At 37.8% G+C, this 20,418-nt stretch carries 15 protein-coding genes; 10 read left to right on the top strand and 5 right to left on the bottom strand.

All coding sequences use genetic code 11. The features are described 5' to 3' along the window. Positions 1-52: 52 nt before the first annotated feature. From C9J41_RS15975 to C9J41_RS21945, 5 genes are all read left to right on the top strand, one after another. Positions 53-508, top strand: a complete 456-nt coding sequence (locus tag C9J41_RS15975; protein WP_107208451.1) for a TerB family tellurite resistance protein — start codon at positions 53-55, stop codon at positions 506-508. A gap of 493 nt (positions 509-1,001) precedes the next feature. Continuing rightward, a complete protein-coding gene (locus C9J41_RS15970) occupies positions 1,002-3,176 on the top strand; it encodes an LruC domain-containing protein (protein ID WP_107208452.1) in 2,175 nt (724 codons plus the stop codon). Positions 3,177-3,195: 19 nt separating this feature from the next. Continuing rightward, positions 3,196-3,684, top strand: a complete 489-nt coding sequence (locus C9J41_RS15965; protein WP_107261792.1) for a hypothetical protein — start codon at positions 3,196-3,198, stop codon at positions 3,682-3,684. Positions 3,685-3,718: 34 nt separating this feature from the next. Continuing rightward, a complete protein-coding gene (locus C9J41_RS15960; protein ID WP_158259618.1) occupies positions 3,719-5,290 on the top strand; it encodes an LruC domain-containing protein in 1,572 nt (523 codons plus the stop codon). Positions 5,291-5,377: 87 nt separating this feature from the next. Beyond that, positions 5,378-6,172 carry a hypothetical protein gene (locus C9J41_RS21945; RefSeq protein WP_199194444.1) on the top strand — a complete coding sequence of 265 codons (795 nt, stop codon included), beginning with the start codon at positions 5,378-5,380 and terminating at the stop codon, positions 6,170-6,172. A 47-nt stretch (positions 6,173-6,219) separates the two neighbouring features. On the opposite strand, the gene C9J41_RS15950 is transcribed toward C9J41_RS21945, so the two are convergent. Then, positions 6,220-8,625 carry a helicase-related protein gene (locus tag C9J41_RS15950; protein ID WP_199194445.1) on the bottom strand — a complete coding sequence of 802 codons (2,406 nt, stop codon included), beginning with the start codon at positions 8,623-8,625 and terminating at the stop codon, positions 6,220-6,222. 227 nt (positions 8,626-8,852) lie between these two features. Here C9J41_RS15950 and C9J41_RS15945 point away from each other — a divergent pair, with 227 nt between their 5' ends. The 4 genes from C9J41_RS15945 to C9J41_RS15930 all read left to right on the top strand — a co-directional run bounded on the left by C9J41_RS15945 (position 8,853) and on the right by C9J41_RS15930 (position 14,729). After that, a complete protein-coding gene (locus C9J41_RS15945) occupies positions 8,853-9,749 on the top strand; it encodes a 1,4-dihydroxy-2-naphthoyl-CoA synthase (protein WP_107208457.1) in 897 nt (298 codons plus the stop codon). 489 nt (positions 9,750-10,238) lie between these two features. After that, on the top strand, positions 10,239-11,927 hold the full coding sequence (locus tag C9J41_RS15940; RefSeq protein ID WP_107294783.1) for an NAD-dependent malic enzyme: 1,689 nt from the start codon (positions 10,239-10,241) through the stop codon (positions 11,925-11,927). Between the two features lie 200 nt (positions 11,928-12,127). Next, entirely contained in the window at positions 12,128-12,874 is a 747-nt protein-coding gene (locus tag C9J41_RS15935) for a vancomycin high temperature exclusion protein (RefSeq protein WP_107294782.1), read from the top strand. 484 nt (positions 12,875-13,358) lie between these two features. Next, positions 13,359-14,729 (top strand): DASS family sodium-coupled anion symporter, encoded by a 1,371-nt coding sequence (locus C9J41_RS15930; RefSeq protein ID WP_107294781.1) that lies wholly within the window; start codon positions 13,359-13,361, stop codon positions 14,727-14,729. 58 nt (positions 14,730-14,787) lie between these two features. Here C9J41_RS15930 and C9J41_RS15925 read toward each other — a convergent pair whose 3' ends face one another. Continuing rightward, positions 14,788-15,186: a hypothetical protein gene (locus C9J41_RS15925; protein ID WP_107208461.1), complete on the bottom strand. Its 399-nt coding sequence runs from the start codon at positions 15,184-15,186 to the stop codon at positions 14,788-14,790. Between the two features lie 811 nt (positions 15,187-15,997). Here C9J41_RS15925 and C9J41_RS15920 point away from each other — a divergent pair. Further along, on the top strand, positions 15,998-16,960 hold the full coding sequence (locus C9J41_RS15920; protein ID WP_107208462.1) for a TerC family protein: 963 nt from the start codon (positions 15,998-16,000) through the stop codon (positions 16,958-16,960). A 52-nt stretch (positions 16,961-17,012) separates the two neighbouring features. Here C9J41_RS15920 and C9J41_RS15915 read toward each other — a convergent pair whose 3' ends face one another. The 3 genes from C9J41_RS15915 to C9J41_RS15905 all read right to left on the bottom strand — a co-directional run bounded on the left by C9J41_RS15915 (position 17,013) and on the right by C9J41_RS15905 (position 20,303). Further along, on the bottom strand, positions 17,013-17,741 hold the full coding sequence (locus C9J41_RS15915; protein ID WP_107294780.1) for an HAD family hydrolase: 729 nt from the start codon (positions 17,739-17,741) through the stop codon (positions 17,013-17,015). 163 nt (positions 17,742-17,904) lie between these two features. Beyond that, positions 17,905-19,668, bottom strand: coding sequence for a murein L,D-transpeptidase (locus tag C9J41_RS15910; protein ID WP_107294779.1), 1,764 nt, complete (start codon positions 19,666-19,668; stop codon positions 17,905-17,907). 377 nt (positions 19,669-20,045) lie between these two features. After that, positions 20,046-20,303: a DUF333 domain-containing protein gene (locus C9J41_RS15905; RefSeq protein WP_107261781.1), complete on the bottom strand. Its 258-nt coding sequence runs from the start codon at positions 20,301-20,303 to the stop codon at positions 20,046-20,048. Positions 20,304-20,418 lie beyond the last annotated feature (115 nt).

Raw genomic sequence — 20,418 nt, 5'->3', positions numbered from 1 at the left:
ATAGGTATTATTAATATTATTAACTTAAACTGAAAAAATAATAAGGACAATAATGTTCAAATCGCTACGTACACTATTTCGACAACTGACGAATGATCCTAATAGTAATAAAGCCGTTGATACTCCAACGCTTCATTTAGCTATGGCTTCTTTATTATGTGAAGTAGCTATTGCCGACCATGAGAAGGATCCAAGAGAAGAGCAAGCTAAAATTCAGCTTCTAATGAAATTACTTGAAGTTGATGAAATCACATCAAAACAACTACTTGATAAAGCTCAACTACAAGCAGAGGCGTCTGTTTCTCTTTATGATTTTACTAATAAATTACGTTCACTTGAGCAACCAGAACGCTATCAATTAGTTGAAGCAATGTGGCAAGTTGCCTACGCTGATGGTGTGATAGACCCACAAGAAGAGGCTGTCATTCGCCAAGTTTCTGATTTAATATATTTAGATCATTCTGCATTTATAAAAGCCAAAATCAGCGCTAAAAATACTGCAAGCTAACCTATTTAAGAGCTATAACTATAGCTCTTTTTTTATTACCCCTTTCTTGATAGTTTTAATATCAAGACCTATCCTATGTATAGAGTGCAAAGTTAAACATATACTAATTTTTATGCACCTTTATATATTTTACTAGACAATTAAAGCAATCATTTAATAGGCAAATTTTAATAACACTATTATGTTATTAACATAGCGGCATTGATGGATAATATAACCATTTATGCTTTTTATTTAGAAAGAAAGACAGGTTTGAATATATAGACACTCCTGCCTAATTTATATTTTTATATTGATACTTATTTTAATAACTTCGCTATATGCAACGTACAATGGAAAAGTTTAAAAAATACTTTCCATTTATAATCATATAGATAGAAACACTGAAATTACTGCCTTATTAAATATTTGTTGGCTTGAAACTTGTACATTTTTTCAATGATGAACAAAACAATGCATGTCCATAAGTATTTTTAACTGAGTGAGGCAAGATATGAAGTGTTTGAAACACTCCCTGCTAGTTAGTTCGCTGGCTTTGTTCGCAAGTCCAGCTTACAGCATCATTCCCCACCCTTTTACAGATGATGGGGGGTGTCCACAAGAAGCCATCTTATTCCAAGGCGATCCAAGTGTCGTTCACAAACTTGATTTGTCGACAGGCTTCTATCAAAACTCTGATCCAATGACAGCGACTATCACTGCATCTGGTTATAACGAATCCGATGACTATGTTTACGGTCATGATAAAACTTCACAGACAGTAGTTAGAATTAATCAACTTTATCAACATGAAAGTTTAGCTGTAACAGGCTTACCAGCGACAACTTACATTACAGGTGATGTGATTAACAACAAATTGTACTTGTACAAAAATGGGGCTGGATTATATGAAATTGATTTAGTCACTTTAGCAGCGACAAATATCATGGCCTCATCGACGGCAACGCTTGGTTTGACTGACATGGCTTTCCACCCAGGTGGGCGTCTGTTTGCTGTGAATAATAGTAACCAACATTTATATGAAATTGTTGACCTCAACACAGGCAACGCAACTTTCAATGATCTCGGTGATATAGGCTTACCATCTGGTACTTATGGAGCTCAATATTTTGATTCAGCTGGCTTTCTCTATCTAAGCACCAACGGAAACGGACATGTTTATCAAATTGATTTGACTGATTTATCCTCTATCAGCCCAACAGCAGTGTTCTACTCTAACGGTCCTTCTACTAATATAAACGATGGTGCACGATGTGTTAGTGCAGCTATTACCTCGGAAAATACAGACTTTGGTGATGCACCGGACACCTATAAAACCTTACTCACTAGTAATGGTGCTCGACACTATAATGTATCAAGTGTTAATTACTTCTTTGGCCCTACTGTAGATACAGAGCCAGATGCCATTCTTTCCCCTAACTCTGATGATGCCGATAACATTGCGGATGAAGACGGTATCTCATTCCCTGCGAACTTTAAGCAAGGATCTGATGGTTTAGTCAATGTAACTATCGGTGGTTCTGCTTCAGGTTTCGTAAATGCATGGTTTGACTGGAATAATAATGGTGTGTTTGACGAAGCAACTGAGCATGCTGTTACTGATGAGGTGCTTATCGGTGGTGATGGTACAACACCTGCCAGCCATGTTCTTAAAGTGAGAGTTCCTGATGATGCTGCGACTGGTCAGATATGGGCTCGTTTCCGTATTTCACGAGATTCGGGAGTTCTCTCATACGGCGGTGCTTCCTATGGTGAAGTAGAGGATCATCAAGTTACTGTCGATTCACAAACTGTTACTCACAATTGGTACCCTTCAGCAGGTTCATGGGTAACACTGGCATTTGAGGATGATTGGCCGCAAGAAGGTGACTTTGACTTCAACGATATAGTAATGTACTACCGTGTAGACAAAGTGACTAATTCGTCTGGCGACATTCTTCGCTATGATATCTACGGAAACCTACGTTCTTACGGTGCAGACTTTGCTAATGGCTTCGCTGTTAAGCTTGATGGTATTGCAGCCACAGCAGTCGATTCAGACAGAACCAAACTTGTCATTAATGGCGCTACTCAACATGCGACACAAGTTCTAGAGTCTGGTACAACAGATGCTGTCGCTATTGCTACGAATAATCTTAAAACGGAAATTCCAGGTCCTACTTGTTCTGGTCCATTAGGGACTTATTATCGAGTATGGGCAGGTTGTACGGATGACGCTGCAGATTTATTCGAATTTGAAATGAGTATTCCGTTCTCGTCACCTATTGCAGCCTCTAGTGCCCCTAGCATGCCACTAAATCCATTCTTATTCGGTACCCCTGGTATTGATCATGGTGACGGTACTCGTGCAACCGACGGTCGTGCAATCGAAATTCATTTGAAAAATGCTGATGTAACAAGTAAGGCAAGTACTGCTTACTTTGCTACAGAACAAGATGCATCGGTTTATGTTGATGCAGATTGCCCTGGACCTAGCTGTAACACTTACCAAACTTCAAACGGTATACCTTGGGCTATTTTAGTTGATGGCACTTGGGATCACCCAAGTGAAGGTATTAATGTACTAACCGCATATCCAGATCTACAAGCATTTTCAACATCAGGTGGTGCAACTAATACAGATTGGTACCTTCGTGCTAACGCTGATGTAACTCAGCTCTTTGAATAATGGTAGGGAGTATTTAACGATGAAAAATTTATATGTGACTCTTTTTACTGCTGCTCTACTATTTGGTTGTGGTGGCGGTGGTGGTGATGATGGCGGCTCAACAAGTGCTGCATCACCAGAAGCATCTCCAGCAGCACCTGAAGTAAGCGATTCTGTTAGTGGTGCAGCACCAGTAACTGTTTCGAAGTTTGAGGATCTTGTTATTCCAGATAATTATGATTTGATTACTACCTATGATATGCCAATTAAGATAGACCTAAACACTTCTGAACCAATGAGTTTGAGTGTTTACTGTGATTATAATGTTGCTGACGATGGAACACTGACTCCAATTGCAAGTAGTCGCATTATTTCAGGTCAAATCGAAAATGGTGATTTTAATGGCGTTATTGCTGCAACGAGTTCAGTAAAATCTCTACTTATTGAGGCTTGGTATCAAGATACGACTAAAGCACCATTCCAAACTGTAGTTAATGCAGATGTTAACGGAGTTACCATCTCTAATTAATTCAAATAAGGCCAACTTTTACAACGGAGGAAAGTTGGCCATTTTTTTCAAAATGAACGTAAGAAAAACAGCTTTATTATTATTCCTATTTATATTTCTCGCTTGTAAAGGTGATAATGACCAACAAGCTACCACATCGCCATCTGAAAATACTTCAAATCTAATTGAAAGTTCATCAATTCAAGATGAAGTCGTAAATGATATTTATCTTGAAGGTGTCGTAACCGATAATTTTCTCCCTCAAAACACCTCACCATTAAACGATGACGAGATTTTTGAATCTATCGATAATAGTCAAGAAAATGAGATGAATTCGCAAGAAATAGTAAATAATCAAAACACTGAAACATCAACAAATAGTTCAGAAGAAATCCATTCTGTAAATAATATCGTTACATTCAGTACCCATTTTAAACAAGGTTCTGATGCTCTCATTGAAATTCAAACTCAAAAAGATATTAACTTTTTTCTTAATGCTTGGTTTGACTGGAATAACAATGGAATTTATGAAAATAATAATGAATATGTCTTAGTGAATGAACAATTAATATATGAAAAAGATAAGCCTTTTCATAAATTAAAAATTAGAGTACCAGAAAAATCATCTACAGGTCAGATATGGACAAAATTTCAATTATCTGAGCTTCAAAATAACAGCACTATAGATAAAAACACCCCCCCTATAACGGACATAGAAGAAGAGCATAACGTTACTATTGAAGCTCAAAACTTAATACATAATGTTTATCCATCTGAAAATAAATGGGTTACTTTAGCCTTTGAAGATAGTTGGCCATTTATTGGTGATTTCGACTTTAATGATGTCGCTTTACTTTACCGTGTAGACAAAATCACTAATAATCAAGGTGATATTGTACGCTATGATATTTACGGCAGCCTTAAAGCTTATGGCGCTAACTTAGCCAATGGCTTTGCAGTAAAACTTGACGGCATTCCTTCAGAAAAAGTAGATGGCTTGTTAACAAAACTTGTTGTTAATAATACAACCTTACATAATGTCCAAACGTTAGAACAAGGAACCATTGATGCGGTTATTATTATCAGCAATAACCTTAAAGATGAGATAGAACAGCCTACCTGTACAGGAGAACTTGGTGCTTTTTATCGAGTCTGGAAAGGATGTTTTGATGACGCTCCTAACCAATATATTTTCATTGCCAGCATTCCATTTATCACGCCTATTCCCCCTTCTGATGTTCCAAAAATGCCACTTAATCCATTTATTTTCGGTACTCCTGATATAAATCATGGCTCAAATATAAGAGGTATAAACGGTAGAGAAATTGAAATTCATTTAAAAAATCATGATGTCTCATCAAAAGCAAATATATCTTATTTTTCAACGCAAGATGACACATCTATTTTTATTAAAAATAGATGTCCAGGTATTGGTTGTGATACCTATCACAATTCAAGTGGATTACCTTGGGCAATACTCGTTGAATCGATTTGGAATCATCCTAGTGAAGGTTCCAATATATTACAGGCATATCCAGAGCTTACAAACTTCGCAATTTCGGGAGGCGGTGAAAATACTGACTGGTATATAAGAAGTAACGCTAACTTAGAGAAGATTTATGAATAATTCAATATTTTTTGGCACCTAACTTGCGTTAATAAATAACTGAACATATCTCTCTATAATTTTTTGATAATTATTTAAGTCTAATAAATGAAATTATTAATTCTATTAGTTGTAACTTTTCTTTTTGGTTGTAGAAGTGACACTTCTCCTGAAGCTGAGGAAAATATTAGTTACAATGAAGCTTCAGATTTGAGTGTTCAACAAAATATCGATGAACCCAGTGCCCCTCAGAATAATTCATCTATAGACACACAAGTAATTGATAATAGTCCCCCCCAAGATATTCTAAATGACTCTTCAACAACTGGGGCAACTGAGCAAAGTAATCATCAATTGTTAACTCCTTCTTTACCTGATGAAATAAAAGTTGAAAGTGAGCAGCACAGCGAAGAAGCGCCTTCATCGCAAAATGATAGCGGTAATAGTTCAGAGCCTATCTTATTAGGAGAGAATATTTCAGATTTAGAACCAGCAGAACCAGCAGAACCAGCAGAACCAGCAGAACCAGCAGAACCAGCAGAACCAGCATCAAATAATGAAAATGATGTAACAGCAAGTGACTTTAGCGAACTTTTCTTTCCTAATGATTTCAATTTAAACAGATCTTATGATATGACAATAAAACTCGATTTCAATACGGTAAAAACGTTAAGAATTAGCATTTACCAAGACTTTAATGTTATGACGAGTGGATCAGTATTGCCAATCTCATCGAGTCTGCTTACTTCCGGTACAATTGTGAATGGTGATTTTAATGGCACAATCCGTGTTACTCATTCTATGGAATTTATACTCATTCAACTTTACGACAGTAATGCCAACCAGCTCTTCTATCAGGCAGTAAAAGAAACATCACCAAGCGGCATTACTATTGTTGAATAGCCATTTAAATGAACAAGGATGAATAGTTACTGTGGATTACTATCTCATTATTTAATATCAATTGTTCGACTGGCTTTTTTATATTGCACTCGCCACCCTTGCCATCGTGGTAATTCCCATCGTTTTGGATCTGGTTTACGGTTGCCAGACTGATAATTTGCAACAACAAGTTTACGATGAATATCATATTCTATAGCCATCACAAGATCAGTGAGTTTAACTTCACACGGGTAACGCTCATCAAACTCTTGCCGTTCCCATTCAGGGATCCCCTCAAAGGTAAAATCTGAAGGTTCAAAGAGCTCGAGATCATCAATATGTTCAATCCCTAAATCTTCAATTTGTTGCGATAGCCATTCAATGGCATCAACCGGCTCAGGTGCACGTTTAACAAAATCTGCATTATATAAACCCAATGCGAGATATAAATTCCACTGCGAGATATCTGAGATAATTCGAGGTGCAAGATCTGGCATTACTTCACTTGCAAGTAGCATATCGACAATAGCAGAGCGTGCTGATTGCCCTTCAGGTTCAATCCATTGAGTATCAATAACCCGTCCAGCATAAATCCGCTGGACAGCCGTTTTAAAACTGCCATCCTGTTGCTCGATGGTATCACCTTGAACCAACTCACCTAACTCAGCATTATTTATTTGTGACAAGGTAACGGGAGAGCTACACGTTGCCAAAATGCGGTTTTGTTTAACCCCTCTTCCTGGTAAGGCAAATTGATCAAATACGATCACTGCTTGAGATAATGATCCATCTATCGGCGGGTTATCAATTAATGAATCTTTCGCACTACTGACTTCAATAATACCGTTACTCATTGCTTGCTGACGTTTTTCCCGACGAAGAAAAACCAATTCAGGTACCGCCTTAATTACAGTATCTTGCCATAACTCTCGCTTAAATCGGCTAGCAACAGACAGCTCTGGAAGTTCAAGTAACTCTCGCATTTGAACTGACAACAAACGCGCTTCTGCTAGCATATTGTCATCTACCACAAGCCATTCTGGACACTCATCCATACGCACCATTTTTATTAATGCCGTCGCATCACAAAATACGTTACCCAGCCATCGATACAGTTGTTCAATATTTTCTTCTGATCGCGGTGGCTGCCATAACCGTTGCGGAATAGACAATGCAGCAGCAAGATCGACCATTGCTTCTTTATTTGCTCGGGTATCCATCGCTGTTATTAAGTGGGCAAATAAAGTATCGATAGGTAGTTGATATAAACAACGGCCATAATCAGTAATAACTTCATTTTCAGTCATAGCTCCCATCGACAACAAAGCCTGCTGCGCTGCAACAAAGGTTTTTTCAGGTAGAGGATCAATAAACGAAAGTTGGCTGAGTTTTGCGTTACAACATAAAGCAGCCAAATAGGCTTCTACCAATTCTTCGCGTTGCAACTCTGGCGGTGTTAATAACTCTAGCGCTGCGGCTTTACCATACAAGCGAATACAAACACCATCTGTTACGCGCCCTGCACGCCCTTTCCGCTGCTCTGAGCTTGCTTTGGAAATAGCGTGTAATGATAATACTGTTCGACCGTTTCGCTGGTGAGTACGACGCTCTAAACCAGAATCAATGATCAACGTAACCCCTGGGATAGTTACCGAGGTTTCAGCCACATTTGTCGCAACAATAATGCGTTGCTTATCACTTTGTGTTAGAGCCCGCTTTCTTTCATCATCGGTAACGGAAGCGTGTAATGGAATAATATCAATGAATCCTGCTTGTATTTGCTCACTAAACTGTTGCGTTAGTGCATTTTGCGTTGATGCTATCTCTTTTCTTCCGGGTAAAAAGATCAAAATGTCTTGGTGGCTATCAATATGCGTTTGAACCAAGCTAGTTATCCGCTTATCGATATTCGTCACATCGGGCATATCTCGACTATCAGAGGTATGATGCAACACATTCACCGCAAAATTACGCCCTTTAGCTTGTAAGTGCTGTGCGGATAAATAGTTAACTAATCGTTGGCTATCAATCGTTGCAGAAGTAATAACTAAACGATGAGATTGTTGCTGTTTGAGTAACGCAAGCAGAAGATCAGTATCCCAACGTCTTTCATGGAACTCATCAATAATAATTGTTGAGAACTGATCTAAATTACCTTCACTTAACCAACGTAATGCAACACCGGGGGTCGCATAAATAATATCCGTATTTTCATCAAAGTGATGCTCAAAACGGATCGCATAACCAACGGATAACTGATCTGGGTTTGCGTCTTCTGTTAATAAATATTCAGCTAGCGATGTACAAGCAACCCGTCGAGGCTCAACCACCAGCACTTTTCCATAAATAGCAGCCCATAGTGGTAGACGGGTTGATTTACCCGACCCCGTTTCTGCTTCAACAACAATATGTTCATCACGTAACAAGGCTTTAAATTGTTGCTCAATGCTATCTATAGGTAACTTGTTCTGCATATCTAATATATCTTTAATGAATTCAACGCTATTTTCGCAATTATTACCTACCTTGTCAGTGAGAATCATAATATTCATTAAACTTGCTATTCGTATCAACCTAATTGTTTATTCCATCATCACTTAGGTTTTATTTCTTTGTGTAAACGCCACTAATTTCATCGAAAAATTGACTTTTTTTTGTAACTCCCTAGCCTTACAGCATCAACTTATGGAGGCAACGCCACATGACAACGAAAACCATATTTAATCCTGAGCTTTGGAACGAAGTTGAAGGCTTTGATTTTGAAGATATTACTTATCATCGCGCCAAAGATCAGGGTACTGTTCGTATCGCAATTAATCGTCCAGATTGCCTAAATGCATTTCGCCCCAAAACAGTTGATGAGCTTTTCACCGCACTCGATCACGCTCGTCAATGGTCTGATGTAGGCTGTGTATTACTAACGGGTAATGGCCCATCTCATAAAGGCCAGTGGTCATTCTCATCGGGTGGCGATCAACGTATTCGTGGTAAAGATGGCTATAAATATGAAGGCGAAGAAGCGGGTACTGCTGACGTTGCGCGTATGGGTCGACTTCATATTCTAGAAGTACAACGCATGATCCGCTTTATGCCAAAAGTCGTTATCGCGGTTGTTCCCGGTTGGGCTGTTGGCGGCGGTCATAGCTTACACGTTGTTTGTGATTTAACGCTGGCATCTAAAGAACATGCCATATTCAAGCAAACCGATCCTGATGTTGCGTCGTTCGATTCTGGTTACGGCTCTGCGTATCTGGCTAAAATGATCGGTCAAAAACGTGCCCGTGAAATCTTCTTCTGTGGTTTTAATTACAGCGCACAAGAAGCCTATGAAATGGGCATGGTGAACAAGGTTGTTGATCACTTTGAACTAGAAGAAGAAGCACTTCGTTGGGGTAAAGAAATCACAAGTAAATCACCAACAGCAATGCGTATGCTAAAATACGGTTTCAACCTTCCAGATGATGGTTTAGTCGGTCAGCAACTGTTTGCTGGTGAAGCAACGCGTCTTGCTTACGGCACTGAAGAAGCACAAGAAGGTCGTGATGCGTTCCTAGAAAAACGCGATCAAGATTTTAGCCGCTTCCCTTGGCATTACTGATCGACTCAATTTCTAGATAGATAAAAGCCACTTACTGATTATCAATAAGTGGCTATACTGCTTTACTCATTTATTTTGCTATGAATCCTAACGTAGAATAATCAATCGAAACAACACTGAAGCCTTCGCTAAATAGTGATTTATGACACATCTCCTTGCGTAAATGTCTTGTTAATCTCCCCCATCGTTGGTCAATATTTTTAAATTGAGTATACCGTTGTGACGAGACGATATTGTTCAAAAAAATGATTTATAAAATATGGCACGCGTTCACGCATATAAACTAATTACATCATTAACTCGCCAAAAAACGTCACTAAAACCAAGTATCAATTTAAAAAACAGCATTTTCACAAATAATATGGCTCAACTTTCAAAATAAGTGATCATACCCTTTGTATTCTTATCTTTGACGTTCTAGCATTAGTGACCAACTGAAAACTTGCACTTGTTTTCAATTTTAATCTTCTAGCTACAGAGTCTATTTGCATGAACAACGATAAAAGACCTTTATATATCCCCTATGCAGGTCCTGCACTACTTGAAACACCTCTTCTTAACAAAGGTAGTGCATTCTCTGTCGAAGAACGTATGTTCTTTAACCTTGAAGGGCTTCTTCCTGAAGCTATTGAATCTATTGAAGAACAAACAGAACGTGCTTATCAGCAATACCTAAAGTTTGATAACGATATGGATAAGCACATTTATCTGCGAAATATCCAAGACACCAATGAAACCTTGTTTTACCGTTTGGTAGAAAATCACGTAACAGAAATGATGCCAATCATCTATACCCCTACAGTGGGATCTGCGTGTGAGGATTTCTCAAATATTTACCGTCGTGGTCGTGGTCTATTCATTTCATACCCAAACCGTGATCGTATTGAAGACATGCTGAACAACGCGTCTCGTCAGAACGTTAAAGTGATTGTTGTAACCGATGGTGAGCGTATCCTTGGTTTAGGTGATCAAGGTATCGGTGGTATGGGCATTCCAATTGGTAAGCTTTCTTTATATACCGCGTGTGGTGGTATCAGCCCAGCTTATACTTTACCTGTTGTTCTTGATGTTGGTACCAATAACCCGCAACGTTTATCTGATCCTATGTACATGGGTTGGCGCCATACCCGCATTACCGGAAAAGAGTACGATGCGTTTGTTGATGAATTTATCCAAGCCGTAAAACAACGTTGGCCTGAAGCATTAATTCAATTTGAAGATTTCGCACAAAAAAATGCAATGCCTTTACTTGAGCGTTACAAAGATAAAGTTTGTTGCTTTAACGATGATATTCAAGGCACAGCAGCGGTAACTGTTGGCTCTCTACTTGCGGCATGTAAAGCAGCAGGCAATAAACTGTCTGAGCAGCGTGTAACCTTCCTTGGTGCGGGCTCGGCAGGTTGTGGGATTGCAGAAGCGATTATTGCACAAATGGTGTCTGAAGGTATTTCTGATGCACAAGCGCGCAGTCAAGTATTCATGGTTGACCGTTGGGGCCTACTCATTGATGGCATGCCAAATCTACTCAACTTCCAACAAGCTCTTGTTCAGAAAAATGCACAATTAGCAGATTGGGATGTGGCAGATAATAACATCTCACTCCTTGATGTTATGCGTAATGCAAAACCAACGATTTTAATCGGTGTATCTGGTGTTCCGGGACTGTTTAGTGAAGACGTGATCCGTGAAATGTTCGCGCACTGCGAACGCCCTATCATTTTCCCACTTTCCAACCCAACCAGCCGCGTTGAAGCAACACCGTTTGATTTGATCCGTTGGACGGATGGTAATGCACTTGTTGCAACAGGTTCACCATTTGAGCCTGTGATTTATGAAGGTAAAACTTATCCAATCGCACAATGTAATAACAGTTACATTTTCCCAGGTATTGGTTTAGGGGTATTAGCCATTAATGCTCGCCGTGTTACCAATGAAATGCTAATGGAAAGTAGTCAGGCCTTAGCGGAGTGTTCTCCACTTGCTATTCATGGACATGGCCCACTATTACCGCCATTAGAAGATATTCAGAAAGTCTCACGTAAAATTGCTTTTGCCGTTGCGAAGAAAGCGGTAGAACAACATAAAGCACCGAAAAACTCCGATGAACGTATCCGTGAAAAAATCGATGCTAACTTCTGGAAATCAGAATATCGTCGTTACAAACGAACTTCGTTCTAAACCTCAGTTTAAAAAAGGTGCCAATCTGGCACCTTTTTTTAATGTAAGTAATACTGCGCCTTTACTTGTTATTGAATATTATTTCAGCAGTCATAAGGTAAAATGACAATACGCAGACATTTACCTCTTAATTAATAAACATTTTATTAAATGATTAGGGTAAGATATAAGATAAGAACTTTGTACTTTCGTGGATAATTATGAAACTGCTCAACTTCATCCGTATTTCTGCAGTTATCTGTATCTTATTTGTTTCAACATTATTGTTATTTGATCGTTGGGTTTCAGCTCGTACATCTGATCGCATTTATCATGATATCTCTACAGTACCCAAACATTCTGTGGGATTAGTTCTTGGAACAAGTAAATATATAGCTAAGACACTAAACCCATATTATGAATATCGTATTACAGCAGCATTAGATTTATTTAAACAAGGTAAAATAGATTATTTTTTACTCAGTGGTGACAATGCACACCGCTCATATAATGAACCTTGGACGATGAAACGAGATTTATTAAAAGCAGGTGTTCCTGATGACAAAATTGTTTTAGATTATGCTGGGTTTCGAACGCTTGATTCTATCGTCCGCGCAAAAGAAGTGTTTGAAACGGATAACTTTACAATTATTACCCAACAATTCCACTGCGAGCGCGCCCTATTTATTGCTGACAGTTATAACATAAAAGCTACATGTTTGGCGGTACATGAGCCAAATGGTACGGCACAACTTAAAATCCGTATTCGAGAAGTACTTGCTCGTGTTAAAGCATTGAGTGATCTGTTTATACTGAATGTTCAGCCTAAGTTTCTAGGCCCTAAAGAACCTATTATAAAACCCGCACCTTCCACTGTTATCAGTGATGATACTGCACCATCTTCAGCTATTAATAGTCAAAAGCAGTTTGATAATTTAGCAGTGACAAAAAGTAACACTTCAAAGTAAAACATAAAGCCAGTGATTTCACTGGCTTATATTTTTAACCTGTCTTTAGCTTTTATCTCTCATCATCTTCATAAACCTATGCTTTACATCTTTCATATGATGAAAAACGTCGGTTTTCATCTTCTTTTTTAACTCTGTACGTTTAGTCTGTCTCTGCATCCCTGCCATTTTACTGCCCATCTTTGCGTCAATAATTTGTCGGAAAACATATTAGCACAGGCTACAAAAGTTATAGCGGCGATTCTTTGTGATCAACACCTAAATTATTAGTCATTGATAGAATGATATTGCTCTATTTTCTTAACCTTCGAATAAACAATAAAATATCTTTTTATTTCAATCGTCTAGAAATAACAAAATCACTTAATTATCACCAAAAATTAACCGATTATATACATAAGTCTCAAATTCTTTCGTTAACAAGCCTTATATTAGCAGCGCAACTAGATGCATTAACTACTGGCCTTGCTATTGGAGAAACGCTATGACAGCGCTCACACTCACGATTAAACAATGGATATTGAATCGTAATAGTCTAATTATCATTGCAGATATACTTTTGTTTTTAACGCTACTAAACACGCTACCATTTGAAGCTAATATCACATTAGGGCTTAGTATATTAAGCTTTATCGCTGTGCTCTGGTTAACTGAAGCATTACATGTCAGTGTCACTGCCATTCTCGTTCCCTTACTCGCCGTATTCTTTGGTGTTTTTCAAACTCAGCAAGCATTAGCAAACTTCTCTAATCCAATTATATTTCTCTTTCTTGGAGGCTTCGCGTTAGCTGCAGCATTGCATAAACAGCAACTCGATCAAGTCATTGCAGATAAAGTGCTAGTAGCTGCAAAAGGTAAAATGTCTGTTGCCGTATTAATGCTATTTGGTGTAACAGCAGGGCTATCAATGTGGATAAGTAATACAGCCACTACCGCAATGATGCTGCCATTAGTACTAGGGGTATTAAATAAGGTTAATAGTAAAACAGGTCATAACACTTATGTCTTTACCCTACTTGGTATTGCTTATTGTGCCAGTATTGGCGGCATTGCCACGATTGTCGGCAGCCCTCCTAATGCCATTGCAGCCGCAGAAGCAGGATTAAACTTTACCGAGTGGATGTACTTTGGCATACCTGTGAGTCTTTTTTTGTTACCGCTAACCGTTGGTCTGTTATATATTCTTCTAAAACCAAATTTAAATCACACCTTTGAGATTGACCACACTCCTGTCACTTGGACAAAAGGAAAGTTTCTTACTCTAGTTATTTTCCTTCTCACAGTTAGCTGTTGGATTTTCAGCAAACCTATTAACGCATTTTTAGGTGGGTTCGCTAAATTTGATACGCTGGTTGCCTTAAGCGCCATCGTATTATTATGTGTATCACGCGTGGTTAGCTGGAAAGATATTCAAAAATCAACAGACTGGGGTGTACTTATTCTATTTGGTGGCGGTATCTGTTTGAGCAATATATTAAAAGCCACGGGAACAAGTGTCTTCTTAGCACAAGAGTTAAGTACGTTTTTAAACCAAGCGGGTTTATTCCTTACTATTTTAGTTGTTGCTATCTTTGTTGTTTTTCTCACCGAGTTTGCAAGTAATACTGCCAGCGCAGCGCTGTTAATCCCTGTATTTGCAACCGTTGCAGAAGCATTAGGTGTATCGCCTGTTGTGTTATCAGCTCTTATTGCTATCGCGGCTTCTTGTGCCTTTATGCTGCCTGTTGCGACACCACCTAATGCGATCGTATTTAGTACAGGCTATATAAAACAACAAGAAATGATGCGTGTTGGTATTTATCTCAATATCTTATGTATTGCATTTCTAACAATATTTACTTGGCTATTCTGGTAATTTTAATAAAAAATACATATAAAGAAGGTGCCTGCCAACACCTTCTTTATCTATTATTTCATAATAAGGTTATGAGTAACCTTTCATTGTTTCCATTTTCTTTTTCTAATTTACACTTTCCTTTTTTTTCTATTTTTTTTAATTGCTCTTCTTCTAAAGCAAAAGGTAATAATAATAAAATACTTTTTATACCTTCATTTCGTGATAATAATAATAATCGAATAATATTCTGCGTATCACTGGCACTGCTTGATAATACTTTTAACGCCTGTTGATGTAACTTTTCTGCTGGGCTTATTTGTGAATATGTGCCTGTTTTAATATTTAATTCAAAAGATGAAATGATGTTTTTTACAACATCAATAAATGTCCATTTTTGATTACAAAGAAGCGAGAGGAAATGCGTGTAATCAAATATGATTTGCTCTTTTTCTGATGTGTTCAACATTGTTTCCATAACTATCCTTAGGTAGAAACATAACATCTTCTAGCATTAACTTAATGTCCTTATCACTATACGACTAGTAGAATAACAAACTAAATCACCCAACCTTGATTTGTGATTATCGTCACATAAAACATTTGATTTAACATTACAAAAAACACTTTCAAAACAAAGATTTAACAACAAGAAACCTTTTATTATCACTACTCATTTATGATTAAGCATGTTACGTAACCATATATTCTGTGGTAGCAATACCCCAAGATCTCCTTTAATACACAAAAAAAAATGCTTAACCATTCGATCAGGTTATTGAGAATAACAATCAATCGATATATTTAAGCGCGTAATTTTACCTTTAAAAACGCTGTACCATTATATAACTGCTTTATATGGTAATCATTTTGAAAAACGACTGGAAAATTTGTCAATACAAGACTAAAATCGCCTTGTTTTGGGGAGTAGTCACAATTGTTCGTCTGTCGTCATCTCGAAGTTTACACTTCCGGCAGCCGTGAATGGATTTGCATTATTATTCATGCACCATTTTGACGAGACCAATGCCATTATCGCTTGCACATTGGTGCAGTCATACTCAAACACTCAGAGGTTTGAGTTTTTAATGCGCGTAAGGTTGATTGTGAAACACCCTTTTACCCTGCCTTCCGCGTTTTTAATCTTTATGCGATAACATATTGTTGCCAAACTATATTGCCTTTTTATAGGCATATAACTTTATACTTATAAAAAACTAATATTTATTATTTAGTTTATAAAATAACAATACGTTATCGCTTTAAGGTCGATTTTTAGGAGAGACTCTATGAGCCTTTTTAGCTATGAAGGGTTCGCTGTATTAACAGTGTTAATGTTTGCGTTGGATTTGTATCAAACACGTGGTGGTAAGATTTCCATCAAGAAAGCAGCTATCTGGAGTGTATTCTGGGTTTTTCTCGCTTTCTTATTTGCGGTGTTTATCTACTTCAATTGGCAGTTGATGGCACCAGAAAGTACCTACAGTAATTCAAAAGCAGCAACTGCTTTTGTCACGGGCTACTTATTAGAAAAATCATTAAGTGTTGATAACTTATTTGTTTTCGCCCTAATTTTTGGCCAATTTATGGTACCTGAGCGTTTACGCCCGCGCGTATTAATGCTCGGCATTGTCGGTGCGCTTTTTTTACGTGGTGGTATGATCGCAGTCGGTGCTCAACTCTTGGATGACTTCCATTGGGTTATGTACATCTTTGCCGTTTTCCTTCTTTACACTGGTTTCAAACTCTGGAAAGAAGATGAAGAAGAACAAGAAGACTTCTCAGATGCGTTACCGGTACGTATTGTAAAACGCTTCTTTAAAGTTACAGATGATTATCACGACCATAAAATGTTCGTTAAAGGAGAGCATGGTTGGTTAGCGACACCATTACTTGTTGTGGTTGCAGTGATCGCGCTTACCGATGTCATGTTTGCACTCGATTCTATTCCTGCGATCTTTGCGGTAACACGTGAACCGTTCTTGGTGCTTACTGCTAACGTATTTGCATTACTAGGCTTACGCTCACTGTATTTCGTACTTGAGGGTATGTTAACGCGTTTCTGCTACCTACGTGTCGCACTGGCATTTATTCTAAGCTTCATTGGCTTGAAGATGCTTTTAGTCGGTACCGCTTGGGCTATCCCAACAGCGGTATCACTGTGTGTCATTGTTCTTACTATTTCCATCGCCATTGGCGCATCGCTATGGAAAACACGTAACGACGAACAAACGCCTATCAATCATGAGTAAAAAGTAAAAAAAACGCCACAGTAAGTCTGTGGCGTTTTTTTATCTTTATTGTCTAAGCTAATTTAGCAACAATAGTTTGAATATCAACAGGGTTAGTAACAATATAGTCAGGTTTAATCAGCGCTAATTGCTGATGATCGCTGTCTTTTTGGGTATCAACCCATACACTCTTAATACCTGCATTTTTAGCACCTATAATATCTGCCACCAATGAATCCCCCATATGGATGACTTCTTCAGGTTTACAGTTCACCAAGTTTAGTGCTTTTTCAAAAATACTTACTGCCGGTTTTTCCTCAGGCTCTTCCCCACCCACAATAATATGATCAACATATTGCTGCATTTCTGTTGCGGCCAACTTTGGATGTTGTGAAAAAACCGGACCATTGGTAATAACAACCAATTGATATGATTTGCGCAATGCCAACAGCGTTTCTTTCATCTGAGGAAAAAAATCAAAGCTAGCCATACGAGATTGATCAAAGCATGCTTGAATAGCGACTGCAGCATCAAAAGATAACTCAATGCCCTGCTCTTTAAATAAAACTAAAATAAGGTTTTGGCGGAAGAGAAGCTCATCGGATATTAGTGGCACTAGCTCAGGTAATTCATCATTGAGTTTTTTATATACACCTGCAATATAGCGTTCTAAAAACATGTCTACATTTAATTGTGGGTACAAATTACTGACATATAATTTCAGCTCGTTCGCGGCATGTTTGTCAGCTAAAGACGTTGCACACAAGGTTTCGTCCATATCGAGAAAAATAGCTTTTAACACGTTAACCTTCTTTATTAGTGATTACAGGCACACTTATAGTAACGAGTATGGTGCGCTTAACCTAGTATTTATCATGATTTCATTACCCAAACTGATGAGTATCACGTATTTTAAGTATAAAAAAACCAGCAACCTAGTGCTGGTTTTTATCTTTAATTACGACTTAATTTTTAACAAAATCTTTCATTGTAATAAATTTATTTTTAATCTTATTTGCACTTGGCGAGTCATAACCGTAGATATCTTCACGCATTTGTACTTTACCATTATTATCAACCCATGCCGTGAGATAGACAAAATCGACACCAATCCGCTTAGATAAACTCACGGTTTTTTGCTTTTGCGCATCTAACATTTGTTTAAATTCTGGAATGTTGCCACGATTTTGGTACTCGATTACATAATTAGCAAGATCATAAGCACGTTCAACACGTACACAACCAGAGCTTAAATCACGCTTAGTTTTGCTAAATAATCCGCGTGAAGGAGTATCGTGCAAGAAAATAGCGTAATCATTTGGCATAAGGAACTTAACACGACCAAGTGAATTACGAGGACCAGGACCTTGCTGAAACTCATGCGGAAATGTTTTTGGATTCACCGTCGCCCAGTCAATACTCGTTGGTGAAATCACAGTACGATCACGCCAACTATTTAAAATCTGCATATTATGCTGCTTTAAATAATCAATATTGTGCTTCACTTTTGGGATAACATCATGCTGCTTGATTGTAATCGGTACGTTCCAGTATGGGTTTACAACCATAGTCGTAATAGCCGATGAGAATAAGTTTGTAGGACGGCTATCACGACCGACAATGACTTTAGATTCAAATACGATGTTACCTTTATCAAACACTTCTAACTTATAGTTAGGAATGTTAACCCAAATATGAGGACGATTTTCATTATACTTATTTAAGGTAGCCACACGTAGCGTATTCAATGCTAAACGACGCGCAATATCCGCATAAGGCATAACAAGTTGCTGAACAGTTGCCTCACCAATAATACCATCACTTGCTAAACCATGACGTTTTTGGAATGCTTTTAAGCTTTCAAAAACAGCACCAGAATTGGTGATCTGATGTTCAAGTGATAAACGGTCGTAATCTGTCTGAACCATATCACCAAGGGTATACAATACTTTAATCAACTCATGCCCGTTAGGCAGTGTTGCCCCTTTGCGATAAACCTGCTTAAAGTTCGATGATGTTAAAGTATGCGCGGGTAAATTCAGGTATTTGGCAATCGCATCCATTGTTGGTTTAAATGCAATATAACCAGGACGTAATTGCTCAAGTCTCGCAAGTGTCATCGGATAAACATTAACGCCATCGGCATATTTGCTCATCGACTTACTCATGTTAATAGGCTTAGACAAGAACAGTACATCACGGTGAGTTGCAATGTAGTTTTGGAATGCGCGATACACATAATAGGTATCAGTCGCTAATAAGTCATAAGCTTGCTCGTTATTTTCACTCTTAAGCTTATTCAGTTCGGAAAGACGTTGGGATAAACCCGGTAGCATTTTTGTATCTACAACGGCTTTTAACTGTAGTTCAAACTCATCTCGCAGTGCTTTATTTTGCCAAAAAGGATAAAACTTATTCTCAGTATACGCTTGTTCTATTTGAGACTTAAAACAAACCTTATTCACCGAATCAGCACAAAGTGTTTTGGTGCTAAACACTGTTTGATTGTTTAAAGAAGACCAATCCACACTACCTGTACTCGTTGCAGGAGCTTCTCTATCATTTACAGGAGGAAACACAACAGTCTCTTTATCCGGCCCTGTAATGTTCACATAGTTATGTGGTGCAATGTGTGCTAATTCAATAGCAAAAGCACTACTCGGAAGAATCAAAGATAAAACAAGAAGCTTGCTGAAACACTGAGTGACAACACGCTGAGAATTAAACATCTTCAAAGCGATCCTTATCAAATAAAAGAAGAAAGATATCCGTATTAAAATAACTAAACGTTCATTTACAACCATGTAACGCTTATATACGGCACACAAAAAAAATAACCTGTATAAAGGCCAATATCAGTATATTTAGACAAATTTTTAATCACGATACAATTCAAATAACGTAACTTTAAACGTTAAATATACCCTAACAGGATTTTTTATACTGAGTATCACACATTTAATACAAATATCACCTTGATTTAAAAGATAAAAAAAACACTATTTGAAATGGTGTTCATAAAAACACCATTTATCTAAAATATCTATTAGCGCAAGTTAATCGGCATTTTATAGTGAGTTCGTCTCAATTATGCTCAAAAATAAAGCTACTTATTGTTTTCGCGATAGAAAGTCCACTCTTCTACAACTTTACCATCCGCTAAGTGACAATATCCCACTTCACCTTTTTCTTCTTTTTTAATTTCAAGTTTCCCACCCTGCTCCTCACAGTAAACAGAAGCTGGATTCGCCATACCAACCGCTTCTTTTTTGGGTTGTTCTGGTTGTTTTTGCTCTTCTTTATTACACCCAACTAATGCGATACCCAAACCGATAACAGCGAATAAAACTGTCCACTTTTTCATATTCATCCCTTATGTCATTCGCTTTTCCATTTTGGAAAACATACGTTAATTCTTTTTCACTTCTGGAAATTGTTAATCTCATCTAAAGTGCCACTAAATTATAACAATGTACGGT

It is taken from the genome of Photobacterium sp. GB-50, from assembly GCF_003026755.1.
GTDB lineage: Bacteria > Pseudomonadota > Gammaproteobacteria > Enterobacterales > Vibrionaceae > Photobacterium.
This window is presented reverse-complemented; position numbering and strand designations above follow the sequence as displayed.

Excerpts from the sequence above, each read along its gene's own strand:
- C9J41_RS15975 (WP_107208451.1), top strand. The coding sequence starts at position 53 with ATGTTCAAATCGCTACGTACACTATTTCGACAACTGACGAATGATCCT.
- C9J41_RS15970 (WP_107208452.1), top strand. The coding sequence starts at position 1,002 with ATGAAGTGTTTGAAACACTCCCTGCTAGTTAGTTCGCTGGCTTTGTTC.
- C9J41_RS15965 (WP_107261792.1), top strand. The coding sequence starts at position 3,196 with ATGAAAAATTTATATGTGACTCTTTTTACTGCTGCTCTACTATTTGGT.
- C9J41_RS21945 (WP_199194444.1), top strand. The coding sequence starts at position 5,378 with ATGAAATTATTAATTCTATTAGTTGTAACTTTTCTTTTTGGTTGTAGA.
- C9J41_RS15950 (WP_199194445.1), bottom strand. The coding sequence starts at position 8,625 with ATGCAGAACAAGTTACCTATAGATAGCATTGAGCAACAATTTAAAGCC.
- C9J41_RS15945 (WP_107208457.1), top strand. The coding sequence starts at position 8,853 with ATGACAACGAAAACCATATTTAATCCTGAGCTTTGGAACGAAGTTGAA.
- C9J41_RS15940 (WP_107294783.1), top strand. The coding sequence starts at position 10,239 with ATGAACAACGATAAAAGACCTTTATATATCCCCTATGCAGGTCCTGCA.
- C9J41_RS15935 (WP_107294782.1), top strand. The coding sequence starts at position 12,128 with ATGAAACTGCTCAACTTCATCCGTATTTCTGCAGTTATCTGTATCTTA.
- C9J41_RS15930 (WP_107294781.1), top strand. The coding sequence starts at position 13,359 with ATGACAGCGCTCACACTCACGATTAAACAATGGATATTGAATCGTAAT.
- C9J41_RS15925 (WP_107208461.1), bottom strand. The coding sequence starts at position 15,186 with ATGGAAACAATGTTGAACACATCAGAAAAAGAGCAAATCATATTTGAT.
- C9J41_RS15920 (WP_107208462.1), top strand. The coding sequence starts at position 15,998 with ATGAGCCTTTTTAGCTATGAAGGGTTCGCTGTATTAACAGTGTTAATG.
- C9J41_RS15910 (WP_107294779.1), bottom strand. The coding sequence starts at position 19,668 with ATGTTTAATTCTCAGCGTGTTGTCACTCAGTGTTTCAGCAAGCTTCTT.
- C9J41_RS15905 (WP_107261781.1), bottom strand. The coding sequence starts at position 20,303 with ATGAAAAAGTGGACAGTTTTATTCGCTGTTATCGGTTTGGGTATCGCA.